17 protein-coding genes are annotated in these 13777 nt (G+C 68.6%); 11 read left to right on the top strand and 6 right to left on the bottom strand.

Features of this window, described 5'->3' with window-relative positions:
* Positions 1 to 25 precede the first annotated feature (25 nt).
* From QK291_RS12345 to QK291_RS12355, 3 genes are all read left to right on the top strand, one after another.
* The gene (locus QK291_RS12345) at positions 26 to 1021 is read left to right on the top strand and encodes a TIGR03885 family FMN-dependent LLM class oxidoreductase (RefSeq protein ID WP_282382244.1); all 996 of its coding nucleotides are present in this window, start codon (positions 26 to 28) and stop codon (positions 1019 to 1021) included.
* Positions 1018 to 2712 (top strand): alpha-amylase family protein, encoded by a 1695-nt coding sequence (locus QK291_RS12350; RefSeq protein WP_282382246.1) that lies wholly within the window; start codon positions 1018 to 1020, stop codon positions 2710 to 2712. Before QK291_RS12345 ends, QK291_RS12350 begins: the two co-directional genes overlap by 4 nt.
* Before the next feature lie 173 nt (positions 2713 to 2885).
* Complete coding sequence (locus tag QK291_RS12355; RefSeq protein ID WP_282382248.1) at positions 2886 to 3122, top strand: hypothetical protein; 237 nt, start codon at positions 2886 to 2888, stop codon at positions 3120 to 3122.
* 5 nt (positions 3123 to 3127) lie between these two features.
* Here the strand turns inward: QK291_RS12355 and QK291_RS12360 are convergent, their stop codons facing one another.
* From QK291_RS12360 to QK291_RS12375, 4 genes are all read right to left on the bottom strand, one after another.
* Positions 3128 to 3415 (bottom strand): MoaD/ThiS family protein, encoded by a 288-nt coding sequence (locus QK291_RS12360; RefSeq protein ID WP_282382251.1) that lies wholly within the window; start codon positions 3413 to 3415, stop codon positions 3128 to 3130.
* A gap of 5 nt (positions 3416 to 3420) precedes the next feature.
* Positions 3421 to 4569, bottom strand: coding sequence for an exo-alpha-sialidase (locus tag QK291_RS12365; RefSeq protein WP_282382354.1), 1149 nt, complete (start codon positions 4567 to 4569; stop codon positions 3421 to 3423).
* Between the two features lie 106 nt (positions 4570 to 4675).
* A complete protein-coding gene (locus tag QK291_RS12370) occupies positions 4676 to 4876 on the bottom strand; it encodes a hypothetical protein (RefSeq protein ID WP_282382254.1) in 201 nt (66 codons plus the stop codon).
* Positions 4877 to 4954: 78 nt separating this feature from the next.
* Entirely contained in the window at positions 4955 to 5305 is a 351-nt protein-coding gene (locus QK291_RS12375; protein WP_282382257.1) for a metalloregulator ArsR/SmtB family transcription factor, read from the bottom strand.
* Between the two features lie 92 nt (positions 5306 to 5397).
* Between QK291_RS12375 and QK291_RS12380 the strand changes: the two genes are divergently transcribed.
* The 6 genes from QK291_RS12380 to QK291_RS12405 all read left to right on the top strand — a co-directional run bounded on the left by QK291_RS12380 (position 5398) and on the right by QK291_RS12405 (position 11305).
* On the top strand, positions 5398 to 6780 hold the full coding sequence (locus tag QK291_RS12380) for an FAD-dependent oxidoreductase (protein ID WP_282382259.1): 1383 nt from the start codon (positions 5398 to 5400) through the stop codon (positions 6778 to 6780).
* 177 nt (positions 6781 to 6957) lie between these two features.
* A complete protein-coding gene (locus QK291_RS12385) occupies positions 6958 to 7470 on the top strand; it encodes a universal stress protein (protein ID WP_282382263.1) in 513 nt (170 codons plus the stop codon).
* A gap of 174 nt (positions 7471 to 7644) precedes the next feature.
* Positions 7645 to 8052 carry a hypothetical protein gene (locus QK291_RS12390; RefSeq protein WP_282382266.1) on the top strand — a complete coding sequence of 136 codons (408 nt, stop codon included), beginning with the start codon at positions 7645 to 7647 and terminating at the stop codon, positions 8050 to 8052.
* A gap of 225 nt (positions 8053 to 8277) precedes the next feature.
* Entirely contained in the window at positions 8278 to 8625 is a 348-nt protein-coding gene (locus QK291_RS12395) for a metal-sensitive transcriptional regulator (RefSeq protein ID WP_282382267.1), read from the top strand.
* 66 nt (positions 8626 to 8691) lie between these two features.
* A complete protein-coding gene (locus QK291_RS12400; protein WP_282382269.1) occupies positions 8692 to 8922 on the top strand; it encodes a heavy-metal-associated domain-containing protein in 231 nt (76 codons plus the stop codon).
* Positions 8923 to 8977: 55 nt separating this feature from the next.
* Positions 8978 to 11305, top strand: coding sequence for a heavy metal translocating P-type ATPase (locus tag QK291_RS12405; RefSeq protein WP_282382271.1), 2328 nt, complete (start codon positions 8978 to 8980; stop codon positions 11303 to 11305).
* Between the two features lie 18 nt (positions 11306 to 11323).
* Here QK291_RS12405 and QK291_RS12410 read toward each other — a convergent pair whose 3' ends face one another.
* Entirely contained in the window at positions 11324 to 11596 is a 273-nt protein-coding gene (locus tag QK291_RS12410) for a DUF2277 domain-containing protein (protein WP_282382273.1), read from the bottom strand.
* A 177-nt stretch (positions 11597 to 11773) separates the two neighbouring features.
* Here QK291_RS12410 and QK291_RS12415 point away from each other — a divergent pair, with 177 nt between their 5' ends.
* On the top strand, positions 11774 to 12037 hold the full coding sequence (locus QK291_RS12415) for a hypothetical protein (protein ID WP_056432770.1): 264 nt from the start codon (positions 11774 to 11776) through the stop codon (positions 12035 to 12037).
* A gap of 66 nt (positions 12038 to 12103) precedes the next feature.
* Here QK291_RS12415 and QK291_RS12420 read toward each other — a convergent pair whose 3' ends face one another.
* Positions 12104 to 13057 (bottom strand): EamA family transporter, encoded by a 954-nt coding sequence (locus QK291_RS12420; protein WP_282382356.1) that lies wholly within the window; start codon positions 13055 to 13057, stop codon positions 12104 to 12106.
* Positions 13058 to 13234: 177 nt separating this feature from the next.
* On the opposite strand from QK291_RS12420, the gene QK291_RS12425 reads away from it, so the two are divergent.
* A complete protein-coding gene (locus tag QK291_RS12425; protein ID WP_282382277.1) occupies positions 13235 to 13777 on the top strand; it encodes a CGNR zinc finger domain-containing protein in 543 nt (180 codons plus the stop codon).

Below are 13777 nucleotides of genomic sequence, written 5' to 3' on the forward strand. Positions count from 1 at the left end.
GCCGGGCCGCAGGTAGACATGAACGATGGCTACGCTCGGTTTCCACGCATCCCACGAACAGATCAGGCCCGGCCGGCTCCTCCAGGACGTGCAGCTGGCGGAGCAGGCCGGCTTCGACGCCGCCATGTGCTCGGACCACATCGAGCCCTGGTCCGCCCGGCAGGGTCATTCCGGTTTCGCCTGGTCCTGGCTGGGGGCCGCTCTGGCCACCACCAAGCTGCGCCTCGGCGTCGTGACGGCGCCGGGCCAGCGCTACCACCCCGCCATCATCGCGCACGCTTCGGCCACGCTCGCGGACATGTTTCCCGGCCGGTTCTGGCTGGCGCCGGGCAGCGGGGAGTACATGAACGAGCACATCACCGGGGACGCCTGGCCCGACAAGGCGACGCGGCAGCAGCGCCTTGAGGAGGCCGTGCAGATCATCCGCGAACTCCACGACGGTCAGGAAGTGACCCGGGACGGCCTGGTCACCGTCCAGCAGGCCAGAATCTGGGATGTGCCGGCGATCAAGCCGCCGCTGATTGCTCCGGCCGTCAGCGTGGAAACAGCGCGCCGCGGGGCGGCCTGGGCGGACGGGCTCGTCACGGTCAACCAGCCGCACGCGAAGCTTAAGGACATGCTCGCCGCCTACCGGGATGCCGGCGGCAGGGGCAACGCCATCCTGCAGGTGCACCTGTCCTGGGCGCCGACGGAGCAGGAAGCCGTGGCGGTTGCCGTGGACCAGTGGCGCAGCAACGTCTTTTCCCCGCCCATTCCCTGGGACCTCCCGACGGCGGCCCACTTCGACGGCGTCAGCGCCGCCGTCGGCGATGAACAGGTCCGGAACGTCGTGAACATCTCCGCGGACACCGGGCAGCACGCGCAGTGGCTGGCCGAATATGTCGACCTTGGCTTCGACGAGCTGTACCTGCATTTCGTCGGGCAGGACCAGCCGCCCTTCATCCACACCTTCGCGGAACACGTCCTGCCGCAGCTCCGCGGGTCCGGGAACCCGCGCCAGGACCGGGAGGCGCTGCTGTGAGAATCGCCGAGACCTCAGACCTTTGGTGGAAGAACGCCGTCATTTACTGCCTGGATCCGGAGACGTTCTTCGACGGCGACGGCGACGGGACCGGAGATTTCGGCGGCCTGATTGAGCGCGTGGACTACCTCGCGGCTTTGGGCGTGACATGCCTGTGGCTGATGCCGTTCTACCCCACCCCGGACAAGGATGACGGCTACGACGTCACGGACCTGTACGGCGTGGACCGGCGGCTGGGCAACCTGGGCGACGTCGTGGAGTTCATCCGGACCGCGAGGGACCGGGGCATGCGGGTGATCGCGGACTTCGTCCTCAACCACACCTCGGACCAGCACCCCTGGTTCGTGGAGTCGCGCAAGACGGTGGACAACCCGTTCCGCGACTACTACGTCTGGCGCAAGGACACACCCCCGGATACCTCGGAGCAGGTGGTGTTCCCCGGCGAGGAGACCTCCATCTGGACCCAGGACAAGGCCACGGGCGAGTGGTACCTGCACATGTTCGCCAAGCACCAGCCGGACCTGAATGTGGCGAACCCCAAGGTACGGGACGAGATCGCCAAGTCCATGGGATTCTGGCTGCAGCTGGGACTGGACGGCTTCCGGCTGGACGCGGTCCCCTTCTTCCTGGAGCTGCAGGGCACCTCCAAGGAGGACTCGGCACAGATCGACCCGCACGACTACCTCAGCGCCCTCCGCAGCTTCCTCAACCGCCGCAACGGCAGCGGCCTGCTGCTCGGGGAGGTCAATCTTCCCTATAAGGATCAGCTGACGTACTTCGGCGGCGCGGGAGGAAACGAGCTGAACATGCAGTTCGACTTCCTGTCCATGCAAAACCTGTACCTGTCCCTCGCCCGGGAGGACGCGCGGCCGCTGGCCAAGTCGCTCAGCTCCCGCCCGAAGATCCACCCGGACAACCAGTGGGCCATGTTCGTCCGCAACCACGACGAGCTGACCCTGGACAAACTCAGCGACGCCGAACGCGAGGAAGTCTTTGCCGCGTTCGGACCGGACGCGGACATGCAGATGTACGGCCGCGGCCTGCGCCGCCGGCTGCCCACCATGCTCAACGGCGACCCCGCCCGGATCCGCATGGTCTACTCGCTGATGTTCGCGCTGCCCGGAACCCCGGTGCTCTTCTACGGGGAGGAGATCGGCATGGGCGAGGACCTCACAGCGAAGGGCCGCTCGGCCGTGCGGTCCCCCATGCAATGGAATGACACCGAAAACGGCGGATTCTCCACCGCCCCTGCAAGGGACCTCGTGGCCCAGGTGGTCGACGGCTACTTCGGGCCGAAGAACGTCAACGCCGCGGCGGCGAAACGGGACCCGGGGTCACTGTGGAACTTCATGGCCACCCTGATCCAGCGCTACCGGGAGAGCCCCGAACTGGGGTGGGGCGACTTCGAACTCATCAAACAGCCCGCCGCCAAGGTGCTCCTGCACCGGTGTTCCTGGGGCGGTTCGACCCTTGTCCTGGCCCACAACTTCGGGGCCGAGCCAACCTCGGTGGCCGCGGACCTGAGCTCCGCGGGGGACCCGGCGACGGGTTTCGAGGGCACCTACCTGCGGGACCTGCTGGACGGCCAGGACATCGAGCTGGCGGACGACGGCGGTTTCGCGCTGGAGCTGGACCGCTACGGCTACCGGTGGTTCCGGGTCCAGCGCCCGGGTGAACGCCACATCCCGTGAGCCGGCAACGGCACTGGGGCTCCAGCAGCCGGATCGCGGACGCCGGTAACTGCCCCGGCGTCGAATGCTTACCCACGTCTTACCGGGCCGAAACGCAGCGGCAACATTGGCGCAGGACACTGGAGGTGCCGGCAAAGAGCAGGCACCATTTCTCCAGTCCAGGAGGCCCCGCCATGTTGAAGGAAGCCAACGCCCATGTAACCCGCATCCGCGCGCTGGATCAGCTGCACCGGGGCGACGAGATCGAGGCGCGCCTCAGGGTCGGTCCGAATTATGACGACGTCGTGATCCGCCGCGGCCGTGTCCAGGAGACCGCGCCCGGAATCGGCGTGGTCTGGATCCTGGACCGGCAGTCCGGAACCCGGAAAGCCGTCAACACGGACGAGTGCAGTCTCTGGCGGGTCGCCTGAGACTGCTAGCCTCCCGCGACGGACTGGATGATCAGGACCTCCTGGCCCGGGGACACCTCGGTGGCCAGGCCCTGCAGGCGGCGAATCTCATTCCCGTTGACGTATATGTTCACGTAGCGTCGAATCGCCCCGGTCTCGTCCCGCAACCGCCTCGACAGCGCCGGGTACTGCCCGGTCACCACGTCCAGCACCCCCTCCACCGTCACCGCGGTGTCTGCGGGCGCAGTCAGGAAGGACTGCCCGCCGGCCAGCGGCTGGAGCACGCTGGGGAGCACCACGCTGATCCCCGCCACGGGTCTCAGGCGCTCACCGCGGCGCCGGGTCCCGCGGAACCGGAGACGAGCGCCGGGGAGACGGCCGCGGCCCGCACGCACAGCACGTCCGGCAGGTGCGAGGCCACCTCGGCGAAATGTTCCCCCTCGTCGGCACTGGCATAGACGCTGCCGCCGCGCGTGCCGAAGTACACGCCGGCCGGTTCCGCCGCGTCAACGCACGCGGCGTCCCGCAGCACGGAGTTGAATTCCGCTCCGGGCAGCCCGACGTCCAGCCGCTGCCAGCTCGCGCCGGCGTCGTCGGTCCGGTGGACCGCCAGTTTGCCCTCCGGCGGGATCCGCTCGCCGTCGGCCTTGAGCGGGACCACCCACGCCGTGCCGGCCCGGCGGGGATGCGTCAGCATCACGAACCCGAAATCCGCCGGCAGGCCTTCCGCGATCGATTCCCAGCTCTCGGCGTCGTCGTCACTGCGGTAGACACCGTGGTGGTTCTGCGCGTAGAGCCGGCCGTCGACGGCAGCATCAGCGGCGATCTTGTGCACACACTGGCCGAATTCCGGGTTGGGGTCAGGCATAAAATAGGCCGAGATTCCCTTGTTGCGCGGCTCCCAGGAGCCGCCGCCGTCGAGTGAGCGGTAGACGCCGCCGGTGCTCATCGCGACGTGCACCTTCTCGCCGGTGTGGTCGACAACGATGGAGTGCGCCGCGGCGCCGCCGTAGCCGGCCCCCCATTCGGCGCGGTGCGGGTGGTCCCAGAGGCCGCGGTTGAGCTCGAAGTGTTCGCCGCCGTCGGTCGATTTCCAGACCGAAATCGGCTCGCAGCCGGCCCAGACGACCCCGGGACGGGATTCGGCGTCGGGGTGGATCTGCCATACGCGTTCCAGGGCGGCATCGGTGCCCTCGGGGAAGCGGATCGCGCCCTGCTCGGGCTCGTTCCACGTGTCGCCCAGGTCATCGGAGTGGAAGACGGTGGGGCCCCAGTGCTCGGAACGCACGCCGACGAGAATCCGGGTCCGGCCGTCGCGGGTGTCGATGCCGATGCTGGGGACCTCACTCATCAGGAAGTGGGGGCCGGAAAGTGACCATTCCCTGCGGTCCGGGCTCGTCGCCAGCCACAGGCCTTTCTTGGTGCCGATCGCCAGGACATAACTCTGTGCTGTAGCCATGCCCCTTATGCAACCATCACCAGAGGATGCCCGCAATGGTTTTTCGCAGGCCGGTTTGGTCCGGCCCTGCGCCTCCCGCGGGCTTCGCCTCAGTGCTGTCCCGCCGGGCGCCGGGTCAGTCGACGAATTCGGACTGCGTCTCGATGAAGTCCCAATCGGCGTCGTTCAGCACCCCGGACACGTCATCCGGGTGGGGCCCGCCGGCCTCGGCAATGCCCTGCACGACGGCCAGCGGCAGCCCAGGGGCCCGCAAGTTCTCCCGCAGCCACTCCTTGCTCGCCAGATCCAGATCCAGCCACCACATGAAGATTTCCACGGCGGTCACCCTTTCCTGAGGTCTTCAACGTTAGGCCCCGCACCGGGGCCGTTCAAGGGCCGCATGGCTCTGGCGGCCCTACAGGGCCGAGAGCACGTCCGCTGTCCGCTCCAGCGCGCCGGGGACCAGTGAGTAGTAGGCCCAGGTGCCGCGCTTTTCGCGGTGCAGCAGTCCCGCGTCAACGAGGATCTTAAGGTGATGGGACACCGTGGGCTGGCCAAGGTCCAGCGGCTCGGTGAGGTCGCAGACGCAGGCCTCGCCGCCGTCGGACGCCTTGACGATGGACAGCAGCCGCAGGCGGTTCGGATCGGCGAGGGCCTTAAAGAGCCGGGCCTTGCCCTGCGCCTCTTCCGTGCCCAGGACCTGCATCCCGGACGGGGTGCAACAGGCTGCTGCCGCCGTGGACTCAACAATCTGCAGTGTTGTCATGCCTCCATTATGCACTCATATTGACAGATGTCGATATAGAGGGAGATACTCGGCATATTGATCATGATCAATCTTTTCGGACAGAGGGCACCATGGACGTCACCACCACTCTTCCCGTTGCCGTCATCGGGGCGGGCCCGGTCGGCCTCGCCGCGGCCGCCCACCTCCTGGAGCGCGGCCTTGAGCCGCTGATTCTTGAGGCCGGACCGACGGCGGGCGCCGCCGTCGAGCAGTGGCGCCACGTCCGCCTCTTCTCACCCTGGCGCTTTAATATCGACGCCGCCGCCGCGCGTCTGCTCGCTGCCTCCGGGTGGGTAGCTCCACGGCCCACAGCGCTGCCGTTCGGCGGCGAACTCGTCGATTCCTACCTCGCACCGCTGGCTGCGCTGCCGGCCCTGTCCTCCCGGCTGCACACCGGCGCCCGCGTCGTGGCCGTGACCCGCCAGGGCATGGACAAGACGCACAGCCGCGGCCGGGACACCACGCCGTTCCTGCTCACGGTCGAACACCCGGGCGGCGACATCCGCGAGTACCGGGCAGCGGGGGTCATTGACGCCTCCGGCACCTGGGGCACCCGGAACCCGCTCGGCACCTCGGGACTGCCGGCGGCCGGAGAAACCGCCGCGGCGGATCGGATTTCCTCCGCACTGCCGGACGTCCTGGGCCGCGAGCGTGCACGGTTCGCCGGCCGGCGCGTCCTCGTCGTGGGCGCGGGCCATTCCGCCGCCAACACCCTGATTAACCTTGCGGAACTGGCACGGCACGAGCCGGGCACCAGGATCCTTTGGGCCGTGAGGGGCGCCTCGGCCACGAAGGTTTACGGTGGGGGAGACGCCGACGGCCTGCCCGCCCGCGGCCAACTCGGCGGCCGGGTGCGGCGTCTGGTCGAAGCCGGCACGGTGGAACTGCACACCGGCTTCGGGACCACCGCCCTCACCCCGGGGGCAGCGGGCGTCACTGTCACCTCCGCCGACGGCCTCAGCCTGGAGGCCGACGTCGTCGTGCCCTGCACCGGCTTCCGCCCGGACCTGGACATCCTGCGCGAACTCCGGCTGGAACTGGATCCGGCCGTCGAGGCCCCGCGCGAACTGGGTCCGCTGATCGACCCGGAATTCCACTCCTGCGGCACTGTCGCACCGCACGGCGCCGGGCTGCTGGGGCACCCGGACAAGGACTTCTACATCGTCGGGATGAAATCCTACGGCCGGGCGCCCACCTTCCTGCTGGCCACCGGCTACGAGCAGGTCCGCTCCGTCGCCGCCGCCCTGGCCGGGGACCGCGGGGCCGCGGACACCGTCCAGCTCGACCTCCCGGAGACCGGGGTCTGCTCCGCCGACGCCGGCACCAGCTGTGACGTCCCTTCCGCTTCGACCGAACTTGGCGTCGAGACAGCGGGCGTCTGCTGCGGCACCCCCGAACCGGTCCTGGTGGGCTTTCCCACCGGGCTTGCCCACGGCCGGGCCGGCGGAAACTGACGCCGCAGCGCGGCCCGGCCCATGACCGCCCCCGGGGCACCGCCGCAGGGTTCGCGGCATCACCCGGAGAGCAGGGGATCATCCGGCACGAAAGGGACGGATTCCGCACCGTTGGCCGGCGGAAAGTCCGGGGAGTAAGGCCCTGTTCCCGACGGAGCGCGGGCGCCACAATTGAGTATGTCAGCCGAACGCACGAGTGGTCCGCCGCCCCTCGTGGTCGGCGTGCTCCCGGGACAGAGCCCCGAAGTCCTGCAGGCTGCCGCCGCACTGGCCTCGAGACTGGCCGCGCCGCTGATCTGCGCCCATGTGGATGAGGCTAGCTATCTCGTGGAGTGGGATCCTGCGCGGTCCGCGCACCGGCTCTCACTGCACCCGGACGCTGACAACGCCGAAATCCGGGCCGTGACCCAGGAGTTGCGGAACAGCATCGGCTCAGCCTGCGACGCCCTCGGCATCCACTGGACCCTGCGGACGCTGGCCGGGGACCCGGCCCGGGCGCTGGGCAGGCTCGCAGCCGAGGCGGGTGCCGCGATGATCATCGTGGGCACCCCGGAACCGGGCCTGGGTCACCGACTGTCCGCTGCCCTCAACGGTTCGGTGGCCGCGTGGCTGAGCCACCATCAGGACCATCCGATCCTCATCGTTCCGGTCCGGGCCACCGCCCATCACCGGACCAAGAACGGCTCCTGACATGGCCCCTGACTGTGGGCCGGCGTGAGCGACCCGCTGGACCGGGAAGCCGTCGTCGCCGCGTATCGGCGCAACTGCGCGGAGCTCGAAGCAACCCTGGCAGCCGCATCGCCGGCCGCGCTCGACCGCCGCAGCGGGGGCACCCGCTGAACCAACGAGGAACTGCTGTACCACATGGTGTTCGGCTACGTTGTGGTGCTGGCCCTGCTTCCGTTGGTGCGGATATTCGGAAGGCTGCCTGTTTCCGTCAACCGCGGTTTCACGTGGCTTCTGAACGCCGGTACCGTCCCGTTCGACGTCGTCAACTACGGGGGCTCCAGGGGGGGCGCACGGATCTTCAACCGCCGGCGGATGGCCGCCCACCTGCGCCGGGTAACCTCGGCGCTGGAACGGCGGCTGCGGCGGGAGACGGAACCTGCCCTGGCCCGCCGGATGTACTTCCCGACGCGCTGGGACCCGTTCTTTAAAGAGGCCATGACCCTGGCGGACGTCTACGCGTACCCCGTGGCGCACTTCGCTTTCCACTCCGCCCAGCTGTCCTTGGACACGGCTCGGGGGGCTCAGCCGCTCCCCCGAAAATAAAATGAATGTTGTTATTCGGGGTGCTGGCTTTCTCCGCCCACCGCCACGTATGCTTGAACGCGTAGGCGGGACAAAGACCGCCGACCCAAAGACAGCTCCGGAGTGCGTATCCCCCAATAACGCACTCCGGAGCTCTTTTGTGTCCGGAGACTTTGTCCATCCGACGTCCACGGATACCCCCGTCGGGTACTTGCGGAATACCCCATGGGGGTATATGTTGAGCTTATGAGCGAGCCCGAAGTACCCGTCATGGAACCCGCGGACGCCGAGCAGCACCAGCAGCACGGTTACTCAGCCAACAAGGACGCGTACCTGCTGCGGCTGAAACGGATCGAAGGCCAGGTGCGCGGCATCGCCCGGATGGTCGATGAGGACAAGTACTGCATCGACATCCTCACGCAGGTCGCCGCGGTCACCAAAGCCCTGCACGCCGTCAGCCTTGGACTGGTGGAGGAACACATCGGCCATTGTGTTGTCGGCGCCGCCTCCGAACCCGACGCGAAGCTGCGTGCTGAGGCCATCGACTTCAAGGTCAAAGAGGCTACCGATGCCATCGGCCGCCTGCTGCGGTAGCGGCAGCACCACCCACCCCACGTCGGGCTGACGAACCCCAAGCAGCCCACCCACAAGGAGCCAGCCATGAGCACCGTTTCCACCACCGTCAACGTTTCCGGAATGACCTGCGGCCACTGCGTGTCCTCCGTCAGCGAAGAGATCGAATCCCTGGCCGGCGTCGACGCCGTCGTCGTCGACCTCAACTCCGGAGGCATCTCCACCGTCACCATTACCTCCACGGGCGCCCTGTCGCCCGCCGAGATCGGCGAGGCCGTTGCCGAAGCGGGTTACCTGGTCGTGTCCAACCAAACCTGAGCAGCACCACAGGGCACACCCGCAGCGCACAGCACCAGGACAGACAGGGAACACCGTGAGTAGAGAGCAACTGCTGGACCAGCCCGGAAACCGGGTGCTTGAGCTCGACATCGAGGGCATGACCTGCGGTTCCTGCGTCAGCCGCGTCGAACGCAAGCTCGGCAAGCTCGACGGCGTCACCGCCACCGTCAACCTGCCGCTGGAATCAGCCCACGTCACCGTCCCCGCGGCCGTGACCGACGACCAGATCACCGCCACGGTAGCGGCAGCAGGCTACAAGGCCACGATCCGCACCCCCCTGCACCCAGCCACGGGAATCGATTCTGCCGCCGTTGGCGGGCCAGGTGAAACGGCCCGTGAGGGTGACGCGCCCGGCGACCTCACCGCGACCCACCCGGCGGCCAAGCTCCGCCCGCGCCTGATTGTCGCGGCCATCCTTACCGTCCCGGTGTTCCTGATTTCCATGTTCCCGACCTTCCAGTTCGCCAACTGGGGCTGGGTCGCGGCAGCCCTGGCACTGCCCGTGGTCACCTGGGCAGCCTGGCCGTTCCACCGGGCCGCCGCCATCAACGCACGGCACCTCGCCTCCACAATGGACACGCTGGTCTCCATTGGCGTGACCGCGGCCTACGCCTTCTCGGCCTGGCAGCTCATTGTGGACCCGCGGATGACAGACCACCAGCAGGGCATGGAGGGAATGGCCTCCGGCGGGCTGTACTTCGAGGTTGCCGCTGTCGTCACCACGTTCCTGCTGCTGGGCCGGTACCTGGAGGCCAATGCCAAACAGAAGGCCGGAGACGCCCTCAAAGCGCTGCTGAACCTGGGCGCCAAGGATGCCACGGTCCTCCGCGGCGGCCAGGAGCAGCAGATCCCGGCCGATCAGCTGGGCGTGGGCGACCTCGTGGTGGTGCGCCCCGGGGAGAAAATTGCGACCGACGGCGTCGTCGTGGAAGGATCCTCCGCCGTCGACGCCTCGCTGGTGACGGGCGAGTCTGTCCCGGTGGAAGTCGGCCCGGACAGCCCGGTCACGGGCGCCACCATCAACACCTCCGGCCGGCTGCTGGTCCGGGCAACGCGCGTCGGCGCCGAAACCACCCTCGCCCAGATGGGCCGGCTGGTCTCCCAGGCCCAGACCGGCAAGGCCCCGATCGCGCGCCTTGCGGACCGGATCAGCTCGGTGTTTGTGCCGGTGGTCCTGGGCATCGCCGCAGCCACTTTCGGCGCCTGGCTGCTGGCGGCCGGACCGGACATCAGCGACGCCGCACTGCGCGCCGCGTTCACGGCCGCCGTCGCGGTGCTGGTCATCGCCTGCCCATGCGCCCTGGGCCTGGCCACCCCCGTGGGGCTGCTCACCGGAACGGGCCGGGGCGCGCAACTGGGCATCCTGATCAAAGGCCCGCAGGTCCTTGAGGACACCCGGACCGTTGACACCATCCTGCTGGACAAGACCGGCACCGTGACCAGCGGGCACCTGGCCGTCGACGGCACCGAGGCGTTCGGAACATTCAGCCCGGCCGAGGTGCTGCGCCTGGCCGGTGCGGTCGAGGCCGCCTCCGAACACCCGATCGCCCGCGCCGTCGCGGCGGCGGCACTCTCGGCGGAGCGCCGCGACACCGACGCAGCCCTTCCCGCCGTCGCCAGCTTCGGCTCCGCACCCGGCGGCGGCGTCCAGGGTACCGTCGGGAGCCGGCTCGTGACGGCCGGCCGCACGGGCTGGCTTCAGGAGAACAGCATCGCCCCCACCGCGGCGCAGCTTGCGGCCCTGGGCAAAGCCGAGGGCTCCGGGGCGACCGCGGTCTGGCTCGCCGTGGACGGGGAGCCGGCCGGAATCATCAGCCTGCGGGACACGCTCAAGCCGGGCTCTGCGGCCGCGATCCTGAGGCTCCGGGGGCTCGGGCTCCGGCCGATCCTTCTGACCGGGGACAACGCCGCCGTCGCCGCGCAGGTGGCAGCCGCCGTCGGCATTGCTGATGAGGACGTGTACGCCGGGGTGCTGCCGGAGGGCAAGGTCGAGGCCGTGCGGAAACTGCAGGCCGCCGGCGCCACCGTGGCCATGGCCGGCGACGGCGTGAACGACGCCGCCGCGCTGGCCCAGGCGGACCTCGGCATCGCCATGGGCTCCGGCACTGACGTCGCCATCGAGGCCGCTGACCTGACGGTCATGGGCAATGAACTGGGGCAGGTTGTCCAGGCGATCGAGCTGTCCCGCCGGACCCTCGCCACCATCAAGACGAACCTCTTCTGGGCTTTCTTCTACAACGCCGTCGGGATTCCGGTGGCGGCCCTGGGACTGCTCAACCCGATGATCGCCGGCGCCGCAATGGCCGCCAGCTCCGTGCTGGTCGTGGCCAACTCGCTGCGGCTGCGCAGCTTCGGCAAGTAGGCCCCCGCCGGGTGCCGCTCAGGCCGCGCCGAAGCGGACGGCAGCCCGGGCCTTCGCCTTGGCGGCTTCCTCCCCGCGGTCCCTTGCCGGGGCATGGGTCACCAGGGAGTCGAGCAGGTGCTGGGTCGCGTGGGCAATCTCGTGCACCGCGCAGTTGAAGGCCTCTTCGTTGGTCCTGGACGGCTTGGTGCTGCCACTGATCTTGCGCACGTATTGCAGCGCTGCGGCCTCCACTTCGGCGGTGGTGGCGTGAGGTTCGAAATTGTGAAGGGTCCGGATATTTCGGCACATAACTCCATGCTAGGTGCCATTGCGACAGGGATCGAGGGCATGGGGAGGGCTGCCCATCGACACTTTTTCGCCGGGCAGGATAGTTTGGGTGCATTGGATCTTCCGGAGCAGCCGGGATCCGCCGGGGGCGCCCACATGGGTCCGGGTCCGGTTCTATCACTTGAGGAGATTTTTCGAATGGCTATTTGGGGTGCAGACATTGCTCAGCTCAAGACTCTTGGGACGAAGCTGCAGGCGGGTTCGTCGGAGATCGACAAGCAGAAGTCGCTGCTGACCAAGGTGCTTGAGGGCACCGACTGGAAGGGTCCGGACGCCGACAAGTTCCGCAGCGAATGGAATGGCCAGCACGTTGCCGCACTGGCGAAGGTCTCCCAGGCACTGCAGGAGGCCGGCAAGCAGGCCAGCCGCAACGCCACCGAGCAGGAAAGCGCTTCGCGCTAGCCAAAGCCCGCAGAATCGAACCGGCCCGGACGCAGCAGCGTCCGGGCCGGTTTCGTCGGAACCTGCCTACGGCACGGGTTCGACGTCGTTCGCATGGTCGAGCGACGCCGGACCGGCCCCGGCTGGGGTCCGGAGCTCGTCCAGCCGGACCAGGACCACGCCGCCGACAATCAGCAGCCCGCCCATGAGCTGGATGGGGCCCGGCAGTTCACCAAGCAGCAGCCACGCCCAGACGACGGCGAACAGGACCTCGGTCAGCGAGACGAAGGATGCCACTTTGGAGCCGAGTGCGCGCGCCGCCACAATGCCGGACACATAGGCGAGCACGGTGGCCAGCACCACGAGTCCGCCCAGGGCCACCCACCAGGGGGCAACCCAGGGGCCCAGCCGCGTGTCGGCCGTGCTGAAGGCCATCGGCAGCAGGCCGGTGGCCGCGGCAAGCCACATGGTGACGGCGCCGACCATGAGCCCTCCGGAGGCGAGGACGATCGGCGGGAGGGTGTCGTTTTCCTTCGCCGTGATGAAGAAGTAGCTCGCCAGGCAGACCGCGGCCGCGATCCCCCACAGCACGCCGATAAGGTCGATCTTGACGGCCCCCGTGAGGTCCAGGACCAGGACCAGCCCGCCCAGGGACAGCAGGGTTCCGGCAATCGTCAGGGGACGGGGGCGTTTGCGGCTCGCGGCCCAGAGCCACAGCACGATGATCACGGGTGCCAGGTATTCCAGCAGCAGGGCGACCCCTACCGACAGGCGGGCCACCGCGTTGAAGTAGAACAGCTGGCAGGCCGCGACGCCGATGAGGCCGAAGAGCAACACCGTGAGCCAGTTGTCCCTGAGCTGGTGCCAGCGTCCGCGCAGCGCGGGAATGGCCGGAACGGCCAGGATGATCGCCGCCCCGGTGAGGCGGGCGGTGACGGCAGCCCCGGGGGTCCAGCCGGTCTCCAGCAGCGCCTTGGCAAAGGAACCCGAGAGACCGAACACGGCCGAGGAAAACAAGGCAACGCCCAGGCCCGACGCCATGAAAGCAGATACCGCACCGGGCCGGCCGGCACCGGGTTTCCCGGGAATGCGCCTTCCGGAAGCGGTCGAGGCCGGTGCTTCGGCGGTGCGGCGTGCGGCAGACACGGACTGCCTCCTGTCAGGAGTAAAGTGGGGTTATGCTCATGACAGTACGCCACGCCGACGTAAGGAGTCAAGATGGTTTTTGCCCCTGACACAGAGGTGGCCCTGCGGTCCGTGGTTAACCTGATCAACTCGGCAGCCAACGGGGATGAGCACCTGTCCACGACCGGAGACCTGGATCGTTTTCTGGAAGCCGAGGGATTCACCGGTTCGCGGACCCGGGACGCAGCCGAGCTGGCCGGAGTGAAACGCCTCCGCGGGGAGCTTGCCGCCCTCTGGCTCGCTGGCGAATCCGCCGCCGTGGACACCGTGAACCGGCTGCTGCGGGAGGCGCGCGCGCTCCCCCAGCTCGTCAAGCACGATCAATGGGACTGGCACCTGCACGCCACAACCCCGGACGCGCCGCTGGCGGACCGGATGAGCACGGAAGCCGCGATGGCCCTGGTCGACGTCATCCGCAGCAAGGAGATGGACCGCATGCTCGTGTGCGCCGCCGAGGACTGCGACGCCGTCGTGCTCGATCTCAGCCGGAACCGCTCCAAGCGCTACTGCGACACCGGGAACTGCGCGAACCGCGCGCACGTGGCGGCCTATCGGGCCCGGAAAGCGGCGTGCTGA

Origin of the sequence: Arthrobacter sp. AL12, from assembly GCF_029960645.1 — a bacterium.
GTDB lineage: Bacteria > Actinomycetota > Actinomycetes > Actinomycetales > Micrococcaceae > Arthrobacter.

Excerpts from the sequence above, each read along its gene's own strand:
- QK291_RS12375 (WP_282382257.1), bottom strand. The coding sequence starts at position 5,305 with ATGACAACACTGCAGATTGTTGAGTCCACGGCGGCAGCAGCCTGTTGC.
- QK291_RS12420 (WP_282382356.1), bottom strand. The coding sequence starts at position 13,057 with ATGGCGTCGGGCCTGGGCGTTGCCTTGTTTTCCTCGGCCGTGTTCGGT.
- QK291_RS12415 (WP_056432770.1), top strand. The coding sequence starts at position 11,774 with ATGGCTATTTGGGGTGCAGACATTGCTCAGCTCAAGACTCTTGGGACG.
- QK291_RS12410 (WP_282382273.1), bottom strand. The coding sequence starts at position 11,596 with ATGTGCCGAAATATCCGGACCCTTCACAATTTCGAACCTCACGCCACC.
- QK291_RS12380 (WP_282382259.1), top strand. The coding sequence starts at position 5,398 with ATGGACGTCACCACCACTCTTCCCGTTGCCGTCATCGGGGCGGGCCCG.
- QK291_RS12345 (WP_282382244.1), top strand. The coding sequence starts at position 26 with ATGGCTACGCTCGGTTTCCACGCATCCCACGAACAGATCAGGCCCGGC.
- QK291_RS12395 (WP_282382267.1), top strand. The coding sequence starts at position 8,278 with ATGAGCGAGCCCGAAGTACCCGTCATGGAACCCGCGGACGCCGAGCAG.
- QK291_RS12400 (WP_282382269.1), top strand. The coding sequence starts at position 8,692 with ATGAGCACCGTTTCCACCACCGTCAACGTTTCCGGAATGACCTGCGGC.
- QK291_RS12390 (WP_282382266.1), top strand. The coding sequence starts at position 7,645 with ATGGTGTTCGGCTACGTTGTGGTGCTGGCCCTGCTTCCGTTGGTGCGG.
- QK291_RS12385 (WP_282382263.1), top strand. The coding sequence starts at position 6,958 with ATGTCAGCCGAACGCACGAGTGGTCCGCCGCCCCTCGTGGTCGGCGTG.
- QK291_RS12425 (WP_282382277.1), top strand. The coding sequence starts at position 13,235 with ATGGTTTTTGCCCCTGACACAGAGGTGGCCCTGCGGTCCGTGGTTAAC.
- QK291_RS12355 (WP_282382248.1), top strand. The coding sequence starts at position 2,886 with ATGTTGAAGGAAGCCAACGCCCATGTAACCCGCATCCGCGCGCTGGAT.